Origin of the sequence: Curtobacterium sp. MWU13-2055, assembly GCF_023242305.1 — a bacterium.
GTDB lineage: Bacteria > Actinomycetota > Actinomycetes > Actinomycetales > Microbacteriaceae > Curtobacterium.
In genome coordinates this window covers 40,499-56,330 of sequence record NZ_JALLIO010000003.1, presented here as the reverse complement: position 1 = coordinate 56,330, position 15,832 = coordinate 40,499, and the positions used below count along the sequence as shown (strand labels likewise).

Sequence of the window (15,832 nt, the reverse complement as noted above, 5' to 3'; positions counted from 1 at the left end):
CGGTCCGAGCGCGACGGATGTCGTGCTCAGGGCCGACGACCGACACAACACCCACCCGGCTGCACGCGTTCTCGGTTTCAGTCGAGGGAACGCCGCAGCCAGCGCTCGACACCCTCGACGTGCGACACCACGAGTGCCTGCACGAGCTGCGGATCCCGGCGTCGGATGGCGTCCACGATGGCGGCGTGCTCGTCGAGGGTGCGCTGCACGGACCCGTTCTGCGTCAGGCCGCGCCACACCCGCACCCGCACGGTCTTGCTCGACAGCGCGTCGAGCAGCCCGGACAGGTACTGGTTGCCGCCGATGCCCGCGATGGTCGAGTGGAACAGCAGGTCGTGCGCGACGAGGTCCTCGACGCCGGTGTCCTCACCGACGGACTGCATCAGCGTGGCGAGCTCGTCGATCTGCTGCTCCGAGGCCCGCGCGGTCGCCAGGACGGCGGACGCGGGCTCGAGGATGCGGCGGACCTCGAGCAGGTCGACGAGGGACCGGTCGTGGTGCATGTCGACGACGAACGACACGGCCTCGAGCAGGACACCGGGTTCGAGCGACGTCACGTAGGTTCCGTCGCCGCGGCGGACGTCGAGCACGCGGATGAGTTCGAGGGCCTTCACCGCCTCGCGCAGGCTGTTCCGCGACAGGCCGAGCGACTCGCTCAGTTCCTTCTCGGGCGGGAGGCGCTGCCCGGGTTGGAGCTCACCGCTCACGATCATCTGCTGGATGCGTGCGATCGCATCGTCGGTCAGCGACGCCACGTCACCACCTCCTGATCCCGGCCCGCTCGCGGACGCGAGCCGACAGGTCGACGATAGCCGGGCCTCCCGGTCGTCACGGCCGGACCATCAGGCGGGCCGCAGCCGGAGGGCCTGCATCCCGCCGTCGACGGCCAGGTCGACGCCCGTCGTGGACCGGGCGAGCGGGCTCGTCAGGTAGGCGACCGCCTCGGCGACCTCCTCCGCCTGGACGAGCCGACCGTGCGGCTGCCGGGCCTCGAGGGCAGCGCGTTCGGCGGCCGGGTCGCCCGCCGTGGACAGCAACCGCGCGACCCACGGGGTGTCAGCCGTACCGGGGTTGACGGCGTTGACGCGGACGCCCTCGCGGATGTGATCGGCGGCCATCGCGCGGGTCAGGGCGGCGATCGCACCCTTGGTCGCCGAGTAGAGCGCCCGCTGGGGCAGCCCTGCGGTGGCGGCGATCGAGCAGGTGTTCACGATGCTCGCGTTGCCCGACGCCCGCAGGTGGGGGAGCGCAGCGCGCGACAGCCGGACGGCGCCGAGGACGTTGACCTCGTACACGCGGCGCCACTCGTCGTCGTCGTTGTCCTCGACCGTGCCCTGGGCGCCGATGCCGGCGTTGTTGACCAGGACGTCGAGGCCGCCGAGCTGCTCGACGGCGGTGGCGACGGCGGCGCGGACCGAGGCGTCGTCGCTGACGTCGCACGTGACCGAGAGGAACCCCTCGGCGGTCGACGGCTGGAGGTCGAGCACGGCGACCGTGGCACCGCGGTCCTGCAGGGCGGCGGCGATCGCCGCGCCGATGCCGGACGCGCCCCCGGTGACGATGGCCCGGACGCCGTCGTGGCTGGCAGCGCTGCGAGCGCCGCCGGCGCTGCCGGTTGCGTCCGCCATCAGGCTGCTCCGACCGTCTGGCGCTGCGAGCCGAGCCCGTCGGCGGTGAGCTCGACGACGTCGCCGGGCTGCAGGTAGGGCGCGTGTCCGGCCAGCGCGACGCCGGCCGGGGTCCCCGTGCTGATGACGTCGCCGGGGTACAGCACCATGAACTGCGACAGGTACCGGACGATCTCCACAGGACGGAAGATCATGTCGGCGGTGGTGCCGTCCTGCCGGACCTCGCCATTGACGGTCAGCCGGAGCGCGAGTGCCGCGGGGTCGAGGCCGGCGGCGGTGAGCGACCCGGGCGTCACGAGCCACGGTCCGAGCGGGTTGAAGGTCTCGCAGGACTTCCCCTTGTCCCACTGCCCGCCGCGCTCGAGTTGGAACTCGCGCTCGGACACGTCGTTCGCGATCGCGTAGCCGGCGATGGAGGCCTCGGCGTCCGCATCGGTCTCGCAGTACCGAGCCGTGCGGCCGATGACGATCGCGAGCTCGATCTCCCAGTCGGTCTTCGTGCTGTTCCGGGGGATCAGGACCTCGTCGTCGGGGCCGATCACCGTCATCGGGTCCTTCATGAACACGATCGGTTCGGTGGGGATGTCGGCGCCGGTCTCGGCGGCGTGGTCGCGGTAGTTCAGGCCGATGCAGACGACCTTGCCGGGGCGGGCGATCGGTGCCCCGCGCCGCATGCCGTCGGCCCGGTCCCGGCCGATGATCGTCAGGTCGCCGGCGCTGCGGGCGTGGTCGACGCGGCCGACCGGGTCCGAGGCCAGGAAGGACCCGCTGATGTCACTGGTGATCGAGCGGAGGTCGAAGACCTCGCCGTCGGTGTCGATGGCCACGGGGATCTCGCTCCCCGCCGGGCCGAGTCGTGCGAACTGCATCGTTCCTCGCTCTCCGGCTGCGCCAGTGCAGCCAGAAACATCCTATGTCTGCGTGCTCCTCGGGACAAGGTAGATGCGCTCCGCGGTTCCGCCGAAGACGGCGTCGTGCTCGGTCGTCGACAGGTCGGCGAGTGCGTCCGTCGTCCGCTGCACGACCGCCGCGTACTCGGTCGCCAGGGTCGACACCGGCCAGTCCGAGCCGAACAACGACCGCTCGGGGCCGAACTGTTCCACGACCTCGCGGACGTACCGGTCGACCGGGCGGTCGCGCCAGTCCGGTCCGGCCTCGGTGAGCAGGCCGGAGACCTTGCACGTGACGTTCGGGCGTGCAGCGAAGTCGGCCATCCGTCCGGGCCAGGCCGGGTCACCCGTGTCGATCGATGGTTTGCCGGCGTGGTCCAGCACGAACGATGCGTCGGGGACGGCGTCGACCAGGGCCAGCGCAGCGGCGTGCTCCCGCGCTCGGACGAGGACGTCGAACACCAGGCCGGCACCGGCGAGGGCTCGCACTCCGCGGGCGACGTCCGGGCGGCCGAGCCAGTCCGCGTCCGGTTCGTCCTGCGCCAGGTGCCGGATGCCGACCAGGCGATCGCCGCCCGGGAGCGCACGGACGGCGGCGATCCGGTCTGCCACGTCCGGCGCGGTCAGGTCCACCCAGCCGATGACGCCCGCGACGGGGGCGGGCTGCTCGAGGAGCCAGGCGGTCTCACCCGGATCGTGCACGGCCTGCACCACGATGGTCCGTGTCACGCCGGTGTCCTGCGTCGCTGCGCGGAGGTCGTCCACGTCGAACCGGCGGCGGATCGGGGCGACGGAGTCGTCCATCCAGGGGTACGGCCGGTCGGCGGGGTCCCAGAGGTGGTGGTGAGCGTCGATGATCACGCCCTCATGATGCCCGATTCATCCGATGTCCGCCCGGTGCCCCGGCCGGCGACTTTTCGCGCTGAGCGACACGTCACGGGTGCCTGTCGGCGTGACGTGTCGCTGGGCGCGAAAGTCCGCGGCTCAGACGGCGCCGGAGGCCTCGAGCTCGGCGCGCAGCTCGGCGTCGGACGGCTCGACGAAGTGCTTGCCGTTCGGCAGCACCACGACGGGGATGTTCTTCCGGCCGCTGATCGCCTCGGCACGGTCGGCCGCCGACAGGTCCTGCTCGACGTCGACGTACTCGTAGTCGACGCCGAGGGTGTCGAGCAGCGCCTTGGACCGGCGGCAGTCGCGGCACCAGTCCGCACCGAACATCGTCACCTTGTCGAACACTTCGGTCGTGGATGCATCGCTCATGCCCAGAGAGTACGTCGGCGGGGCCCCGCGCATTCCCTACGATTGGGGCATGCCGCCAGGACCCGACCCCGAGACGCGATCCTGGGTGTCGGCAGCAGTCCGACGCTTCGCCGCGGTCACGAACCTGCTCGTCGCAGCCCGTCGGTTCCGCATCGTCGGTGGCGACCCCCGCGACGCGTCGGCGCTGCACGGCCTGCTGACCGGCCTCGGTGCACGCCCGGCCGCGGAGCACGAACCGATCGACCAGCTCTGGTGCCTTGGTTCCCCCGAGGACTCAACCCCCGTCATCGAGCGCGAGGCGGACCGCCCCCGCGGCGCCACGCTCATCGTGATCGACGCCGGCCGGCACCTGCCCGCGGTCGACGAGGACGCCTTCGGCCCCGTCGTCACCGCCCGCCCCGGCGTGCTCGGCGTCCCGATGCTCTCCGACGACGTCTTCCTGGTCTCCACCGGCCGCGACCCCGAGGACGACCCGGCCGCCGACGCCCGGCTGCGCTGGGCGCGACGCTCGATGCCCGTCTCGCGCGCGGTCGCCGCCGAGCTCCGCGACGGCGGACTGCTCCGCGGCACCCGCATCGGCGTCGCGATGTTCCTCGAGCCGAAGACGGCGGTCCTGAGCCTGCTCCTCCGCGACGCCGGTGCCGAGGTCGTCGTCTACGCGCACGCCGACGAGACCGACGACGCCGTGGCCGCGTCGCTCCGGGCAGCGGGGCTCACGGTGCACGCGAGCAGCACGGCCTCGCTGCCGGAGCAGAAGGCGCTCGCCCTCGCGATGCTCGACACCCGGCCGCACATCCTGCTCGACGACGGTTCCCACGTCATCCGGCTCGCCCACCAGGAGCGTCCGGACCTGCTGCCGACGATGCTCGGCGCGGCCGAGGAGACCACGAGCGGCCTCCGACCCCTGCGCGTGATGGCGTCGCGGGGCGAGCTCGGCATCCCCGTGGTCGCCGTCAACGACGCCCGCACCAAGACGTTCTTCGACAACCGGTACGGCACCGGGCAGTCGACGGTGTTCGCGATGCTCGACCTGGTCGACGGGCTCCCGTCCGGTACGCACCGAGCGATCTCGGGAGGCGCGGCGGTCGTCGCCGGGTTCGGGCACGTCGGCGAGGGGGTCGCGTTGGTGCTCTCCGCCCTCGGGTTCCGGGTCACGGTCGCCGAGACCGACCCGGTGCGCGCCCTGCAGGCGCTGTTCGCCGGCCACGCCGTCGCACCGCTCGCCGAGGCGGTGCAGGACGCCGACCTCGTGGTGAGCGCCACCGGGGTCGCCGACACCATCGACCTGCGCGTGCTGCGCTCGTGCGCGGACGGGGCCGTCGTCGCCGTCGCGGGCGGGGTCGACCACGAGGTCGCGCTCGACGACGCCCGCGCCGCCGGTGCCGAACTGCGGCCGGTGGGTCCGAAGGCCGAGCGCCTCGTGTTCCCCGACGCCGAGGGCGGACCCATCGTGCTCGACCGCGGCGGCTGCATCAACATCACGGCGGCCGAGGGCAACCCGATCGAGATCATGGACCTGTCCTTCGCCGCGCAGCTCGGGGCCGTCCGCATGCTGCTGGAGCGCGGCGACGAACTGGAGCGAGCCGTCGTGCCCATCGATCCCGCGGTCGACGACGCGACCGCCCGCACGGCGCTCGCCGCGTTCGGAGCGCGCCCCGTTCCTCCCGGCCTTCCAGCCGAACACCCTGCGGACCGCGAGCCGGACGTCCGGACGCGCCGTTTCGGAGACCCCGCATGAGCGAGTCGCGCCCGAGCACCGCGCCCCCGAGCGCCACGCACCCGCGTGCCGACCACTCCGTCGTCGTGCACTCGGCGCGCGTCGTCGTGCCGATGACCGCGCCCCCGATCGCCGACGGTGCCGTCGCCGTGCAGGACGGCCGCATCCTGCACGTCGGCGACCGGTCCTGGGTCGTCGACCAGCTCGCCGGCTCGGGTGCGACGTTCACCGAACGGCAGTGGCGCGGAGCCCTCCTGCCGGGCCTCGTCAACGCGCACTCGCACCTGCAGTACACCGGCATGGCCAGTGTCGGTCGAGGCCAGTACGACGGTTTCGAGGACTGGGCGTCCGCGTTCAACCAGGACTACGCCGAACCGCACGACTGGCGGGCCGAAGCAGCCGCTGGCGCCGCAGCCTCGATCCGCGCGGGCGTGACGAGCATCGCGGACATCGTCACCGACATCGAGGCCTCCACCGCGCTCGAGGACGCCGGGCTCGGCGGCATCGCCTACTGGGAGGTGATGGACTGGGAGAACGATGCCTGGCAGTCGCACGGCCGCGACCAGGTGCTCGACGAACTCGCCCGGATCCCGACCACCCCCGGCGCTGGCCTCTCGCCGCATGCGCCGTACTCGCTCGAGGTCGCGCCCCTCCTCGAACTCCCCGACATCGTCCGGCAGCGTGGTCTCCGCCTGCACCTGCACCTCGGCGAGGCCGCCTTCGAAGGCGAGCGCATCGCCCTCGGACCGGTCCCCGGACTCGACGGCGTCGACGGCGTCGGCCACGGCAACGACTGGCACCTGGCGAACGTGCCCTCGTTCCGGGCGCTCCGGGCACTCGGGTTCGGGGCGAGCGCCACCGCGTTCGTCGACCGGCTCGGGGTGCTCGGCCCGGACTGCCACATCGCGCACGGCGTCTACATGACCGCTGCCGACCGGGCGCTCCTGCGCGCTCGCGGCACCGCAGTCGCACTGTGCCCGCGCTCGAACGCCGTCATCGGCCTCGATCCGCCACCGGTCGCCGACTACCTGCGCGAGGGCAGCCCGATCGCCATCGGCACCGACTCGCTGTCGTCGTCACCGTCCCTCGACCTGATGGCCGACGTCACGGCGTTGCACCGGATCGCCCGTGCTCAGGGGTACGGCCACCGCGACCTGCACGAGCGGCTCCTGTCGGCGGCGACGCTCGGTGGTGCGCACGCCATGGGACTCGCCGTCGGCCCGGACCGCATCGGCCACCTCGCCGTGGGTGCCCGCGCCGACCTGGCCGTCTTCGACGTCGACGCCCGGACCGTGCCCGACGCACTCGCCGAGCTCGTCGAGGACGGTGCCGGGCGTGCGTCCGCCACCGTCATCCGTGGGGTCGTCCGCGCCGTCGACGGCGCGCTGACCGGCGTGCCCACGTCGTCGCCCGACCGCCCCGCTCGCCCTGTCATCCCTGTGGAGGAATCATGACCGAGACCGCACCCCGCCCCGGCATGGCCGCCCGTCGCACCGTCGACGGCGAACTGATCGAGTGGCTCGACGTGCCGAAGCGCGCCATCGCCCTCGGCATGGAACCGCACCCCGAGGGTGGTTGGTACGTCCGCACCTGGACCTCGCCGGCCACGGTGACGACGCCCGCGGGGGACCGCCCCGCCGCGACCCTGATCCACTTCCTGCTGCCCCCGGGCGAGGCCTCGGCCTGGCACCGGGTGACGAGCGACGAGATCTGGATGTGGCACGGTCCGGACACCGTGGAGCTCGAACTCGGCGGCTCCGGCGATGCTCCCGAGCCCGGCGCGCGGGTCACCCTCGGGCCCGACGCCGGACGTGACCGGGTGAACGACGCACAGGCGTTCGTGCGCGGCGGCGTGTGGCAGCGGACGATCCCGAACGACGGCGAGGTGCTGCTGAGCTGCCTGGTGTCGCCGGGCTTCTCGTTCGAGGACTTCACGATGGCCGACTGACGTACCGGCAAGCCGATCATCCTCGTGCACAACGCGGGTGACGACGCGACGGTCCGCGCGATCCACCGGCGCTTCCGGCGGCACAGCTTCGCACCAGGGGGTTCTCGTGTCAGCGCGCCGCTGCTCGTCGAGGATCCGGTCCCTCGTGACTCGGCGTCGTCCTACTTCGTCCAGGCGGCCGACCTGGTCGCGTACGCGGGGTTCCGGCGGTTCCAGTCGCCTGGCCCGAAGAGCGGCAGCGTCTGCGACGAGACGATGTGGGACGAGCTGCGGCCCGTCTGGCGCACCGAGGTGACGAACGCTCGGCGCGACGCCATCGTCGTCTGGCCGTGATCGCGTTCGGGAGTGTTCCGAGAACAGAAAGGGGGCGCCCCGTGCTGGGACGCCCCTTGATCTCAGACCTCAGCCGAGCATGCGCTCGGTTCAGCCCGCGTCGCCAGATTACCAGCCAGACGTCGACCCGTCGACTGGTGTGTGACACGAGACCGGGTCACGAGGAGCGCCCGGAGTCGCGTTGGTATCCCACCGCGAAGTACACTTCGACCTGCCCCCACCCCCCTCCCACGAAGGCCCGACCGTGACCCGATCCCTCCGCCTCACCCTCGCCGTCGCAACAGCCGCGGTCGCCGCCCTCGCCCTGACGTCGTGCGCCGCCGGCAGCGGCAGCAACGAAGACGGCACCGTCACGGACGGCAAGCTGACGGTCGCCACCGGTGAGCCGGCGTACTCGCCGTGGATCGAGGACAACAAGCCGGAGTCCGGCAAGGGCTTCGAGTCCGCCGTCGCCTACGCGGTCGCGAAGGAGATGGGCTACAGCAAGTCCGACGTCGTGTGGAAGCGCAGCACCTTCGACAGCGCGATCGCACCGGGTCCGAAGGACTGGGACCTCAACGTCCAGCAGTTCTCGATCGACGCCAAGCGCAAGAAGGCCGTCGACATGTCGAGCGCGTACTACACGACGACGCAGGCCGTGGTGACGACCAGCACCTCGAAGGCCGTCGACGACACGAGCATCGCCGCGCTCAAGAAGGACGCGATCGGCGTCGCCACCGGGTCCACGTCGATCGCGAGCGTGAAGAGCGTGCTGGGGATCACCCCGCAGGTCTTCAACTCGAACGACGACGCCGTGCTCGCACTGAAGTCGGGCCAGATCGACGCGATCGTCACCGACCTGCCGACGGCGTTCTACATGGCCGCAGCGCAGCTCGACGACGGCACGGTGTCGGCGCAGTTCCCGTCCGACGGCAAGGGCGACCAGTTCGGTTTCGTCCTGCCGAAGGGCTCGGAGCTCACGAGCAAGGTGGACAAGGCGCTCAAGTCGCTGACGGACGACGGCACGCTCGAGGACCTGCAGACCAAGTGGCTCTCCTCGGAGACCAACACCCCGGTCCTGAAGTAACCGCATGACCGTTCCAGCAGGCGCCGGTACCCCGGTCGCCGCAGCCGCGCCGAGCCAGGTCGAGGCCGAGCGGCGGCTCTACCGCCGGCAGCGCGGACGCCGGTCGATCGTGGTGTCGGTGGTGTCGACGCTCGTGGTGATCGCGATCGCCTACTTCGGCGTCGTGAACACCCCCGGCTGGGCAGCGGTCCAGCAGTCGTTCTTCGACCCGCAGACCGCGATCGACACGTTCCCGGACATCCTGCTGGGCCTCTGGCTGAACGTCCGGATCCTGTTCTTCAGCGCCATCGGCGTCGCCGTGTTCGGCACCCTGCTCGCAGTGGTGCGGGGCCTGCGGAACCCGGTCTTCTTCCCGCTGCGGATGCTCGCGACCGGGTACACGGACCTGTTCCGCGGCCTGCCGCTCATCATCGTGCTCTACCTGGTCGGCTACGGGATCCCCGGTCTCGGGGTGTTCCCGCGGCTGCCCGCCGAGGTCTGGGGCACCATCGCGATCGTCCTGACGTACTCGTCGTACATCGCTGAGGTCCTGCGTGCCGGCATGGAGGCCGTGCACCCCTCGCAACGTCTGGCCGCGCGGTCGCTCGGGCTCTCGCACGCCAAGACGCTGCGACTCGTGGTGCTGCCGCAGGCGATCCGCAAGGTCACACCGGCACTGATGAACGACTTCGTCTCGATGCAGAAGGACGTCGGCCTGGTGTCGATCCTCGGCGCCGTCGACGCGGTCCGTTCGGCGCAGATCGCGCAGGCGGAGACCTACAACTTCACGCCGTACTTCGTCGCGGGGCTGCTGTTCGTGGTGATCAGCCTGCCGCTGATCCGCGTCACGGACGCGATCGCGCGCCGCCAGCAGCGGCGCGAGCAGATCGGAGGGACCGTATGAGCGAGGTCGGCCAGGAGGCCCGTGGTGCGTCCGGTGCGGACGCTGCGGTCCTCGAGCTGCGCGGGTTGCGCAAGGCCTTCGGCGAGCACGAGGTCCTGCGCGGCATCGACCTGACGCTGCACCGCCACGAGGTCATCTGCGTCATCGGGGCGTCCGGCTCGGGCAAGTCGACCCTGCTCAAGACGGTGAACCTGCTCGAGGGCATCGACGACGGCGAGATCCTGCTGCAGGGCACCGACATCGCCGATCCCCGCGTCGCGGTCGACGGTGTCCGTGCGCGGATCGGCGTGGTCTTCCAGCAGTTCAACCTGTTCCCGCACATGCGCGTGCTCGACAACGTGACGCTCGCCTCGCGGCAGGTGCACGGCGTCGGCCGGGCCGAGGCCGAGGCGACCGCGCGTCGGCTGCTCGAACGGATCGGGCTCGCGGAGTTCGCCGACGCCTACCCGGACCGGCTCTCCGGCGGCCAGCAGCAGCGTGTGGCCATCGTCCGGGCGATCGCGTCCGACCCCGAGCTCCTGCTGCTCGACGAGGTCACGAGCGCCCTCGACCCCCAGCTCGTCGGCGAGGTGCTCGACCTGGTCGCCGAGCTGAAGCGGCAGGGGTCGACGATCCTGATGACCACGCACGAGATGCACTTCGCGCGGAACGTGGCCGACCGGATCGTGTTCCTGCACCGGGGAGAGGTCGTCGAGCAGGGCGTTCCCGCCCAGGTCCTCGACGCCCCGCAGCACCCGGCGCTGGTCGAGTTCCTCTCCCGCGTCCACGCCTAGGACCAGACCGGGCGACTACGCGACGGGAGCCGGGACGGCGGGCGTGGGCCGGGCCTCTCCCCACCGTCACGGCCGGCTCGCCGCTGGCGCGTCGACCCGGAACCGGCGGCGTGGGCCCAGGTCGTCATCGGCGACCACCTCGGGGACGTGGGATCCGCGACCTGCCGGCAGGAACACGGCGACGAGTGCCGAAGCCGCGACGACGGCCGCTCCGACCAACACGGCGGGCTGTGCCGCGTCGACGTAACCGGTGGGCGTGAGCTGGCCGCCGGCACCGGTGAACACGGCGGTGAGCACCGCGATGCCGAGTGCGACGCCGATCTCGCGCAGGGTGGAGTTCGCGCCGGAGGCCTTCGCGTGGTCGTCCTGCGGCATCCGCGCGAGCACGGCGGTCGAGATCGGCCCGAACACGGCGCCCATGCCGATGCCGGCGAGCAGGAAGCCGGGCAGGAGGCCGGTGAAGGTGACGTCGGCGGACATCGTGGCGGCGATCCAGAACAGTCCGGCGGACAGGAACGCCATGCCGCCGGCGATGAGCACCCGGGTGCCGACCCGTGGTGCGATGATCCCGGCGAGCGGCGCGACGACCATCGGTGCGAGCGTCCACGGCATCGTCCAGACGCCGGCCTCGAGCGGTGACCGGCCCTGCACCACCTGCAGGAACTGGATCAGGATGAAGACCGACCCGAACGCGCCGAACGAGAAGGTCATGGCGACGAGGTTGGCGAGGGTGAAGCTGCGGTCGCGGAAGAACCGGAGCGGCAGGAGCGGTGCGGCCGTCGTGGCCTGGCGGACGACGAACGCGACGAGCAGTGCGCCGCCACCGATGAGGCCGACCAGCACCTCGGTGCTCGTCCAGCCCGCGTCGTTGCCGCGGACGATGCCGAACACGACGCCGAGCACCCCGAGACCCGCGAACACGACGCCGAGGACGTCGGTCCGGACCCGGGCGCCACGGGTGTTCGGCAGGGCGAACAGGGCGAGCGGGATCGCGATCACGCCGACGGGGACGTTGAGCCAGAAGATCGCCTCCCAGCTCCAGCTCTCGACGACGGCTCCGCCGATGAGCGGGCCGAGCGCGACGCCGAGGCCGGAGATGCCGCCCCAGACGCCGATGCCCACGGTCCGCAGGCGGTCCGGGACGCTGCCGACGAGCAGCGTCAGCGACAGGGGCATGATCGCCGCGGCGCCGGCCCCCTCCACCGCGCGCCAGACGATGAGGGCGGTCGGGTCGGTGCTCATCGCGGCGAAGGCCGACGAGAGGGTGAAGACGCCGATGCCGGCGATGAACAGGTGGCGGCGGCCGATGCGGTCGCCGAGGCCGACGGCCAGCAGCATCAGGGCGGCGAAGGCGAGCGTGTAGGCGTTGGTGATCCACTGCAGCTCCTCGACCGAGGCGCCGAGGTCGGCGTGCACGGCGGGGAGTGCGCTGGTGACGACGAGGTTGTCGAGCGTCGCCATGAACATCGGGAGGGACGCGGCGGCGATCGCGAGCCACACGGGGATGCGTCGGGACATGGTGTCTCCAGTCGTTGGTAATCCGATGATTACTTGTCTCACCGGACTGTAGTAATCGACTGATAACATGTCAACCATGAGCACGGAGACAGCCGTCCGGATGCCGGCAGCGCAGCGTCGCGCGATGATCCTCGAAGCCGCACGCGGGGTGTTCGGCCGCCAGGGGTACCACGGCACCACCACCGACCAGATCGCTTCGGCGGCGGGCATCAGCCAGCCGTACGTCGTCCGGATGTTCGGGTCGAAGGAAGCGCTGTTCCTCGAGGTCTTCCGCGACACCCTCGGCATCCTGCTCGACGCCTGGCGCGAGACCCTGACGACCCTCGGCCCGGATGACGTGCCGGCGCACGTCATCGGTGAGCAGTTCGTCGACCTCGCTGCCGAGCAGGGTCTGCACACCGTGCTGCTGCAGGGGTTCGTCTCCGGTGCCGAGCCTGCGATCGGTGCGGCCGCACGCGACGGCTTCCTCGAGATCTACCGGTTCCTGCGGGACGAGGCGGGGATCCCGGACGACCAGGTGCAGGGCTTCCTCGGCAGCGGGATGATCTTCGCGATCATGCTCGCGATCGACATGCCCGCACGGTTCGACGAGGACCGCGACGCGGCGGACCTGCTCCGTGCGACGTTCGGCGCGAAGTGCGGGCAGGTACTCGACCTGGTGCGGCCGAGCGCGGCAGACCCGGGCGCAGCGCACCCGGGCGCAGCGCACCCGGGCGCAGCGCACCCGGGCGCAGCCCGCCCACGCGCCTAGAGCGTCAGCAGCACCTTCCCGACGACCTCGCCGTCGCGGACCTTCCGGTGCGCCTCTGCGACCTCGGCGAGCGGCAGGTCGGTGTCGATCACCGGGCGGACGCTGCCGTCGGCGACGAAGGGCCAGACGTGCTCCCGGACGGCGGCGACGATCGCGGCCTTCTCGGCGAGCGGCCGGGCGCGCAGGGTCGTCCCGCTGATCGACGCCCGCTTCCGCATCAGGGCGCCGAGGTCGAGCTCGGCGGTGCTGCCGCTGCCCGAGGCGATGACGGCGATGTGCCCGTTGGGTGCGAGGGCCTGCAGGTTCCGCGCCAGGTACGACGGTCCGACGACGTCGAGCACCACGTCGACCCCGACGCCGTCCGTGAACGCCAGGACGCGCTCCACGAAGTCCTCGGTGCGGTGGTCGACCACCAGATCGGCACCCAGGTCACGCGACGCCTGGACCTTGCGGTCACCGCCGCTCGTCGCGATCACCGTGGCACCGAGGGCCTTCGCCCACAGGACGGCGTGCGAGCCCATGCCGCCGGTGCCACCGTGCACGAGCAGGGTCTGCCCGGGGCGGAGTCCGGCGAGCATGCCGATGTTCGAGTACACGGTGCAGGCGGCCTCGGGCAGGCCGGCAGCCTCGACCAGGTCGACCGACTCGGGGACCGGCAGCACCTGCATCGCGGGAGCCACGACGAGCGAGGCGTAGCCGCCGCCGGACAGCAGGGCGCACACGCGGTCGCCGACGGCCACCGAGGTCACGCCGTCGCCGAGTGCCCGGACGGTGCCGGAGACCTCGAGCCCGAGGATCTCCGAGGCTCCGGGCGGCGGCGGGTAGTTCCCCGCGCGCTGCTGCAGGTCGGCGTTGTTCACCCCGGCGGCGGCGACCTCGATGAGCACCTCGCCCGCGGCGGGCACCGGGTCGGGCAGGTCGGTCACGGACATGGTGGTGTCGTCGAACGTGATGGCGCGCATGCCCTCGACGGTACGCCGGGCAGCCGGTCATCCTGTGAGTGCCCCATGTACGCTCGATGACGGATCTGCACCTCATCCGGGGGAGTGCGGACCGATCGAGGGGGACTCTCCACCATGCCGAAGAACAAGCTCATCGCGCTCGCCACCGCCGGCCTCGCGCTCACCCTGCTCGCCGGTTGCTCGACCGGGCCGTCGAAGGCCGACCAGTGCACCCAGTTCGAGAAGACGGTCAAGTCCGCCGCCGAGGGCGTGCAGTCCGAAGCCGCGAACCTCCAGTCCGACCCGGACGCCGCCGTCACGAAGCTCAAGGAGCTCGACGAGAAGATCTCCGACGGCGTCGACGACCTGTCCGACGACGCCCTGCAGGACAAGGGCGAGGCCTTCGAGGACGCCTACGGCGACCTCGTCGACCAGATCGAGGACATCGCGAAGGACCCGCAGTCGGCCGACGTCTCGGCGCTCACGAAGTCCAGCACCAAGGTGCAGGACGCCGGCAACGCCTTCCAGAAGGAGTGCAACTCCTGATGCGCCGCACCCTCACCGCGGTGACCACGGCGCTCGTCGCCGCGGCGCTGCTGGCGGGCTGCTCCGGCGGCTCGTCCAGCGACGGCGGCTCGTCCGACGACGGCGCCTCGACGGAGACGTCGAAGACGTCCGCCCCGTCGAAGACGTCGGCCGCCGCCGCGCAGACCAAGACCGAGGCGTGCGCCCTGGTCGAGAACGAGCTCAAGTCGTTCATCGCCGAGCAGACGTCGTCCTCGGCGCCGGCGGACCCCGCCGCGCGGGCGAAGCTGGTCGGCGAGTTCACCGACCGTCTCGACGCGGCGCTGCCGAAGGTCACCAACGACGACGTCCACGACGCCTTCGAGGACTTCACCGAGGACGCGAAGGAGTACGCCTCGGCGCTCACCTCCAGCGGCTCGAGCGACTCCGCCGAGGCGAAGGACGCCCAGACCGACGTGCAGTCCTCGCTGAACGAGGTCTCGGCGGTCTGCCCGAGCAACTAGTCGCCGCACCCGGCCCCGACACCGCGACGCCCCGCAGCTCCGACCGGAACTGCGGGGCGTCGCCATGCGCCGTGGAGCGGCAGGACGACGCCGCCTCAGACGGCCGCCGGCTGCGACGCGTCCAGACGGGCGACGTCCTCCGGCCGCAGCTTCACGGTCGGTGCGGTCAGCGAGTTGAGGATCGACTGCGGCCGCGACGCCCCGGGGATCGGGACGACCACGTCGCTCTTCTGCAGCTCCCACGCGAGCGCGATGACCTGCGGGGTCACGCCACGGTCGCGTGCGATGTACGCGAAGTCCTCGTAGGCGGTGCCGAGGTCGGCGGCGCTCGCGATGCCACCGAGCGGGCTCCACGGCAGGAACGCGATCCCGAGCTCGTCGCAGAGCTCGAGTTCCGGCTCGCTCGACCGGAACTTCGACGAGAACTGGTTCTGCACCGAGGCGAGTCGTCCGTCGAGGACCTCGTTCGCCGTCCGGATCTGGTCGGGGTCTGCGTTCGAGATGCCGGCCATCCGGATGACGCCCTCGTCGAGCAGCTCGCCGAGCGCGCCGACCGACTCGGCGTACGGGACCGCGGGGTCCGGACGGTGGAACTGGTACAGGCCGATCGCCTCGACGCCGAGGCGCTTCGCCGACGCCTTCGCCGCCTGCTTCAGGTACTCCGGGTGGCCGTTCTGCGCCCAGGCGCCGGCTTCCGGTCGCAGGTGTCCGCCCTTCGTGGCGATGAGGATCGACTCGGTGTCGCCGTGGAACTCGCGGACCGCCCGGGCGATGAGCTCCTCGTTGTGCCCCACCTCGTCGTGGGCGGCCAGGTGGTACGCGTCGGCGGTGTCGATGAGCGTGACACCGTTCTCGAGCGCGGCGTGGATGGTCGCGATGGACTGTCGTTCGTCGGGGCGCCCCTCGATCGACATGGGCATCCCGCCCAGACCGATGGCGCTGACCGACACGTCTCCGATGACTCGTTGCTTCATGGCCCCAGCATGCGCCGGAGGTGCGCGGTCGCGCACAGGGTGCGTCGCGCAGTGGTGGTGACCACCCGCCGACCGGGAGGCCCGTGGCGGCCCCGCCCCGCGCCTCCCGTCCGCCGTCCGGT

Annotated in this window: 18 protein-coding genes; 10 read left to right on the top strand and 8 right to left on the bottom strand. The window is 71.8% G+C overall.

The features are described 5' to 3' along the window. Positions 1–77: 77 nt before the first annotated feature. The 5 genes from M4960_RS07900 to M4960_RS07880 all read right to left on the bottom strand — a co-directional run bounded on the left by M4960_RS07900 (position 78) and on the right by M4960_RS07880 (position 3,778). Positions 78–755 (bottom strand): FadR/GntR family transcriptional regulator, encoded by a 678-nt coding sequence (locus M4960_RS07900; RefSeq protein ID WP_111086323.1) that lies wholly within the window; start codon positions 753–755, stop codon positions 78–80. An 87-nt stretch (positions 756–842) separates the two neighbouring features. Next, a complete protein-coding gene (locus tag M4960_RS07895; protein ID WP_123293342.1) occupies positions 843–1,628 on the bottom strand; it encodes an SDR family NAD(P)-dependent oxidoreductase in 786 nt (261 codons plus the stop codon). Next, positions 1,628–2,497, bottom strand: coding sequence for a fumarylacetoacetate hydrolase family protein (locus M4960_RS07890; RefSeq protein WP_123293343.1), 870 nt, complete (start codon positions 2,495–2,497; stop codon positions 1,628–1,630). Before M4960_RS07890 ends, M4960_RS07895 begins: the two co-directional genes overlap by 1 nt. A gap of 42 nt (positions 2,498–2,539) precedes the next feature. Beyond that, positions 2,540–3,379: an amidohydrolase gene (locus M4960_RS07885; protein WP_248703961.1), complete on the bottom strand. Its 840-nt coding sequence runs from the start codon at positions 3,377–3,379 to the stop codon at positions 2,540–2,542. Between the two features lie 123 nt (positions 3,380–3,502). Further along, positions 3,503–3,778 (bottom strand): glutaredoxin domain-containing protein, encoded by a 276-nt coding sequence (locus M4960_RS07880; RefSeq protein WP_123340820.1) that lies wholly within the window; start codon positions 3,776–3,778, stop codon positions 3,503–3,505. Between the two features lie 49 nt (positions 3,779–3,827). Here M4960_RS07880 and M4960_RS07875 point away from each other — a divergent pair, with 49 nt between their 5' ends. From M4960_RS07875 to M4960_RS07845, 7 genes are all read left to right on the top strand, one after another. Further along, positions 3,828–5,516: an adenosylhomocysteinase gene (locus tag M4960_RS07875; RefSeq protein ID WP_248703960.1), complete on the top strand. Its 1,689-nt coding sequence runs from the start codon at positions 3,828–3,830 to the stop codon at positions 5,514–5,516. Beyond that, positions 5,513–6,949, top strand: a complete 1,437-nt coding sequence (locus tag M4960_RS07870; RefSeq protein ID WP_374202923.1) for an amidohydrolase family protein — start codon at positions 5,513–5,515, stop codon at positions 6,947–6,949. Before M4960_RS07875 ends, M4960_RS07870 begins: the two co-directional genes overlap by 4 nt. Further along, positions 6,946–7,443 (top strand): cupin domain-containing protein, encoded by a 498-nt coding sequence (locus M4960_RS07865; protein WP_248703959.1) that lies wholly within the window; start codon positions 6,946–6,948, stop codon positions 7,441–7,443. Before M4960_RS07870 ends, M4960_RS07865 begins: the two co-directional genes overlap by 4 nt. Positions 7,444–7,467: 24 nt before the next feature. Continuing rightward, a complete protein-coding gene (locus M4960_RS07860; protein ID WP_248703958.1) occupies positions 7,468–7,776 on the top strand; it encodes a DUF3800 domain-containing protein in 309 nt (102 codons plus the stop codon). Positions 7,777–8,020: 244 nt separating this feature from the next. Next, positions 8,021–8,842 (top strand): ABC transporter substrate-binding protein, encoded by an 822-nt coding sequence (locus M4960_RS07855; protein ID WP_248703957.1) that lies wholly within the window; start codon positions 8,021–8,023, stop codon positions 8,840–8,842. A 4-nt stretch (positions 8,843–8,846) separates the two neighbouring features. Continuing rightward, the gene (locus M4960_RS07850) at positions 8,847–9,725 is read left to right on the top strand and encodes an amino acid ABC transporter permease (protein WP_123293349.1); all 879 of its coding nucleotides are present in this window, start codon (positions 8,847–8,849) and stop codon (positions 9,723–9,725) included. Next, positions 9,722–10,498: an amino acid ABC transporter ATP-binding protein gene (locus M4960_RS07845; RefSeq protein ID WP_248703956.1), complete on the top strand. Its 777-nt coding sequence runs from the start codon at positions 9,722–9,724 to the stop codon at positions 10,496–10,498. The genes M4960_RS07850 and M4960_RS07845 overlap by 4 nt, the downstream gene beginning before the upstream one ends. 66 nt (positions 10,499–10,564) lie before the next feature. Here M4960_RS07845 and M4960_RS07840 read toward each other — a convergent pair whose 3' ends face one another. Continuing rightward, positions 10,565–12,016: a DHA2 family efflux MFS transporter permease subunit gene (locus M4960_RS07840; protein ID WP_123293351.1), complete on the bottom strand. Its 1,452-nt coding sequence runs from the start codon at positions 12,014–12,016 to the stop codon at positions 10,565–10,567. Between the two features lie 76 nt (positions 12,017–12,092). Between M4960_RS07840 and M4960_RS07835 the strand changes: the two genes are divergently transcribed. Next, entirely contained in the window at positions 12,093–12,767 is a 675-nt protein-coding gene (locus M4960_RS07835; RefSeq protein WP_248703955.1) for a TetR/AcrR family transcriptional regulator, read from the top strand. On the opposite strand, the gene M4960_RS07830 is transcribed toward M4960_RS07835, so the two are convergent. After that, on the bottom strand, positions 12,764–13,729 hold the full coding sequence (locus tag M4960_RS07830) for an NAD(P)H-quinone oxidoreductase (protein ID WP_248703954.1): 966 nt from the start codon (positions 13,727–13,729) through the stop codon (positions 12,764–12,766). The two genes, M4960_RS07835 and M4960_RS07830, sit on opposite strands and share 4 nt — an antisense overlap. 114 nt (positions 13,730–13,843) lie before the next feature. On the opposite strand from M4960_RS07830, the gene M4960_RS07825 reads away from it, so the two are divergent. After that, on the top strand, positions 13,844–14,254 hold the full coding sequence (locus M4960_RS07825; protein WP_123293354.1) for a hypothetical protein: 411 nt from the start codon (positions 13,844–13,846) through the stop codon (positions 14,252–14,254). Beyond that, positions 14,254–14,736 (top strand): hypothetical protein, encoded by a 483-nt coding sequence (locus tag M4960_RS07820; RefSeq protein ID WP_123293355.1) that lies wholly within the window; start codon positions 14,254–14,256, stop codon positions 14,734–14,736. The genes M4960_RS07825 and M4960_RS07820 overlap by 1 nt, the downstream gene beginning before the upstream one ends. Before the next feature lie 95 nt (positions 14,737–14,831). Here M4960_RS07820 and M4960_RS07815 read toward each other — a convergent pair whose 3' ends face one another. Continuing rightward, positions 14,832–15,710 carry an aldo/keto reductase gene (locus M4960_RS07815; protein ID WP_248703953.1) on the bottom strand — a complete coding sequence of 293 codons (879 nt, stop codon included), beginning with the start codon at positions 15,708–15,710 and terminating at the stop codon, positions 14,832–14,834. Between the last annotated feature and the right edge of the window lie 122 nt (positions 15,711–15,832).

Excerpts from the sequence above, each read along its gene's own strand:
- M4960_RS07820 (WP_123293355.1), top strand. The coding sequence starts at position 14,254 with ATGCGCCGCACCCTCACCGCGGTGACCACGGCGCTCGTCGCCGCGGCG.
- M4960_RS07865 (WP_248703959.1), top strand. The coding sequence starts at position 6,946 with ATGACCGAGACCGCACCCCGCCCCGGCATGGCCGCCCGTCGCACCGTC.
- M4960_RS07895 (WP_123293342.1), bottom strand. The coding sequence starts at position 1,628 with ATGGCGGACGCAACCGGCAGCGCCGGCGGCGCTCGCAGCGCTGCCAGC.
- M4960_RS07840 (WP_123293351.1), bottom strand. The coding sequence starts at position 12,016 with ATGTCCCGACGCATCCCCGTGTGGCTCGCGATCGCCGCCGCGTCCCTC.
- M4960_RS07870 (WP_374202923.1), top strand. The coding sequence starts at position 5,513 with ATGAGCGAGTCGCGCCCGAGCACCGCGCCCCCGAGCGCCACGCACCCG.
- M4960_RS07890 (WP_123293343.1), bottom strand. The coding sequence starts at position 2,497 with ATGCAGTTCGCACGACTCGGCCCGGCGGGGAGCGAGATCCCCGTGGCC.
- M4960_RS07875 (WP_248703960.1), top strand. The coding sequence starts at position 3,828 with ATGCCGCCAGGACCCGACCCCGAGACGCGATCCTGGGTGTCGGCAGCA.
- M4960_RS07825 (WP_123293354.1), top strand. The coding sequence starts at position 13,844 with ATGCCGAAGAACAAGCTCATCGCGCTCGCCACCGCCGGCCTCGCGCTC.
- M4960_RS07815 (WP_248703953.1), bottom strand. The coding sequence starts at position 15,710 with ATGAAGCAACGAGTCATCGGAGACGTGTCGGTCAGCGCCATCGGTCTG.
- M4960_RS07880 (WP_123340820.1), bottom strand. The coding sequence starts at position 3,778 with ATGAGCGATGCATCCACGACCGAAGTGTTCGACAAGGTGACGATGTTC.
- M4960_RS07850 (WP_123293349.1), top strand. The coding sequence starts at position 8,847 with ATGACCGTTCCAGCAGGCGCCGGTACCCCGGTCGCCGCAGCCGCGCCG.
- M4960_RS07835 (WP_248703955.1), top strand. The coding sequence starts at position 12,093 with ATGAGCACGGAGACAGCCGTCCGGATGCCGGCAGCGCAGCGTCGCGCG.
- M4960_RS07845 (WP_248703956.1), top strand. The coding sequence starts at position 9,722 with ATGAGCGAGGTCGGCCAGGAGGCCCGTGGTGCGTCCGGTGCGGACGCT.
- M4960_RS07830 (WP_248703954.1), bottom strand. The coding sequence starts at position 13,729 with ATGCGCGCCATCACGTTCGACGACACCACCATGTCCGTGACCGACCTG.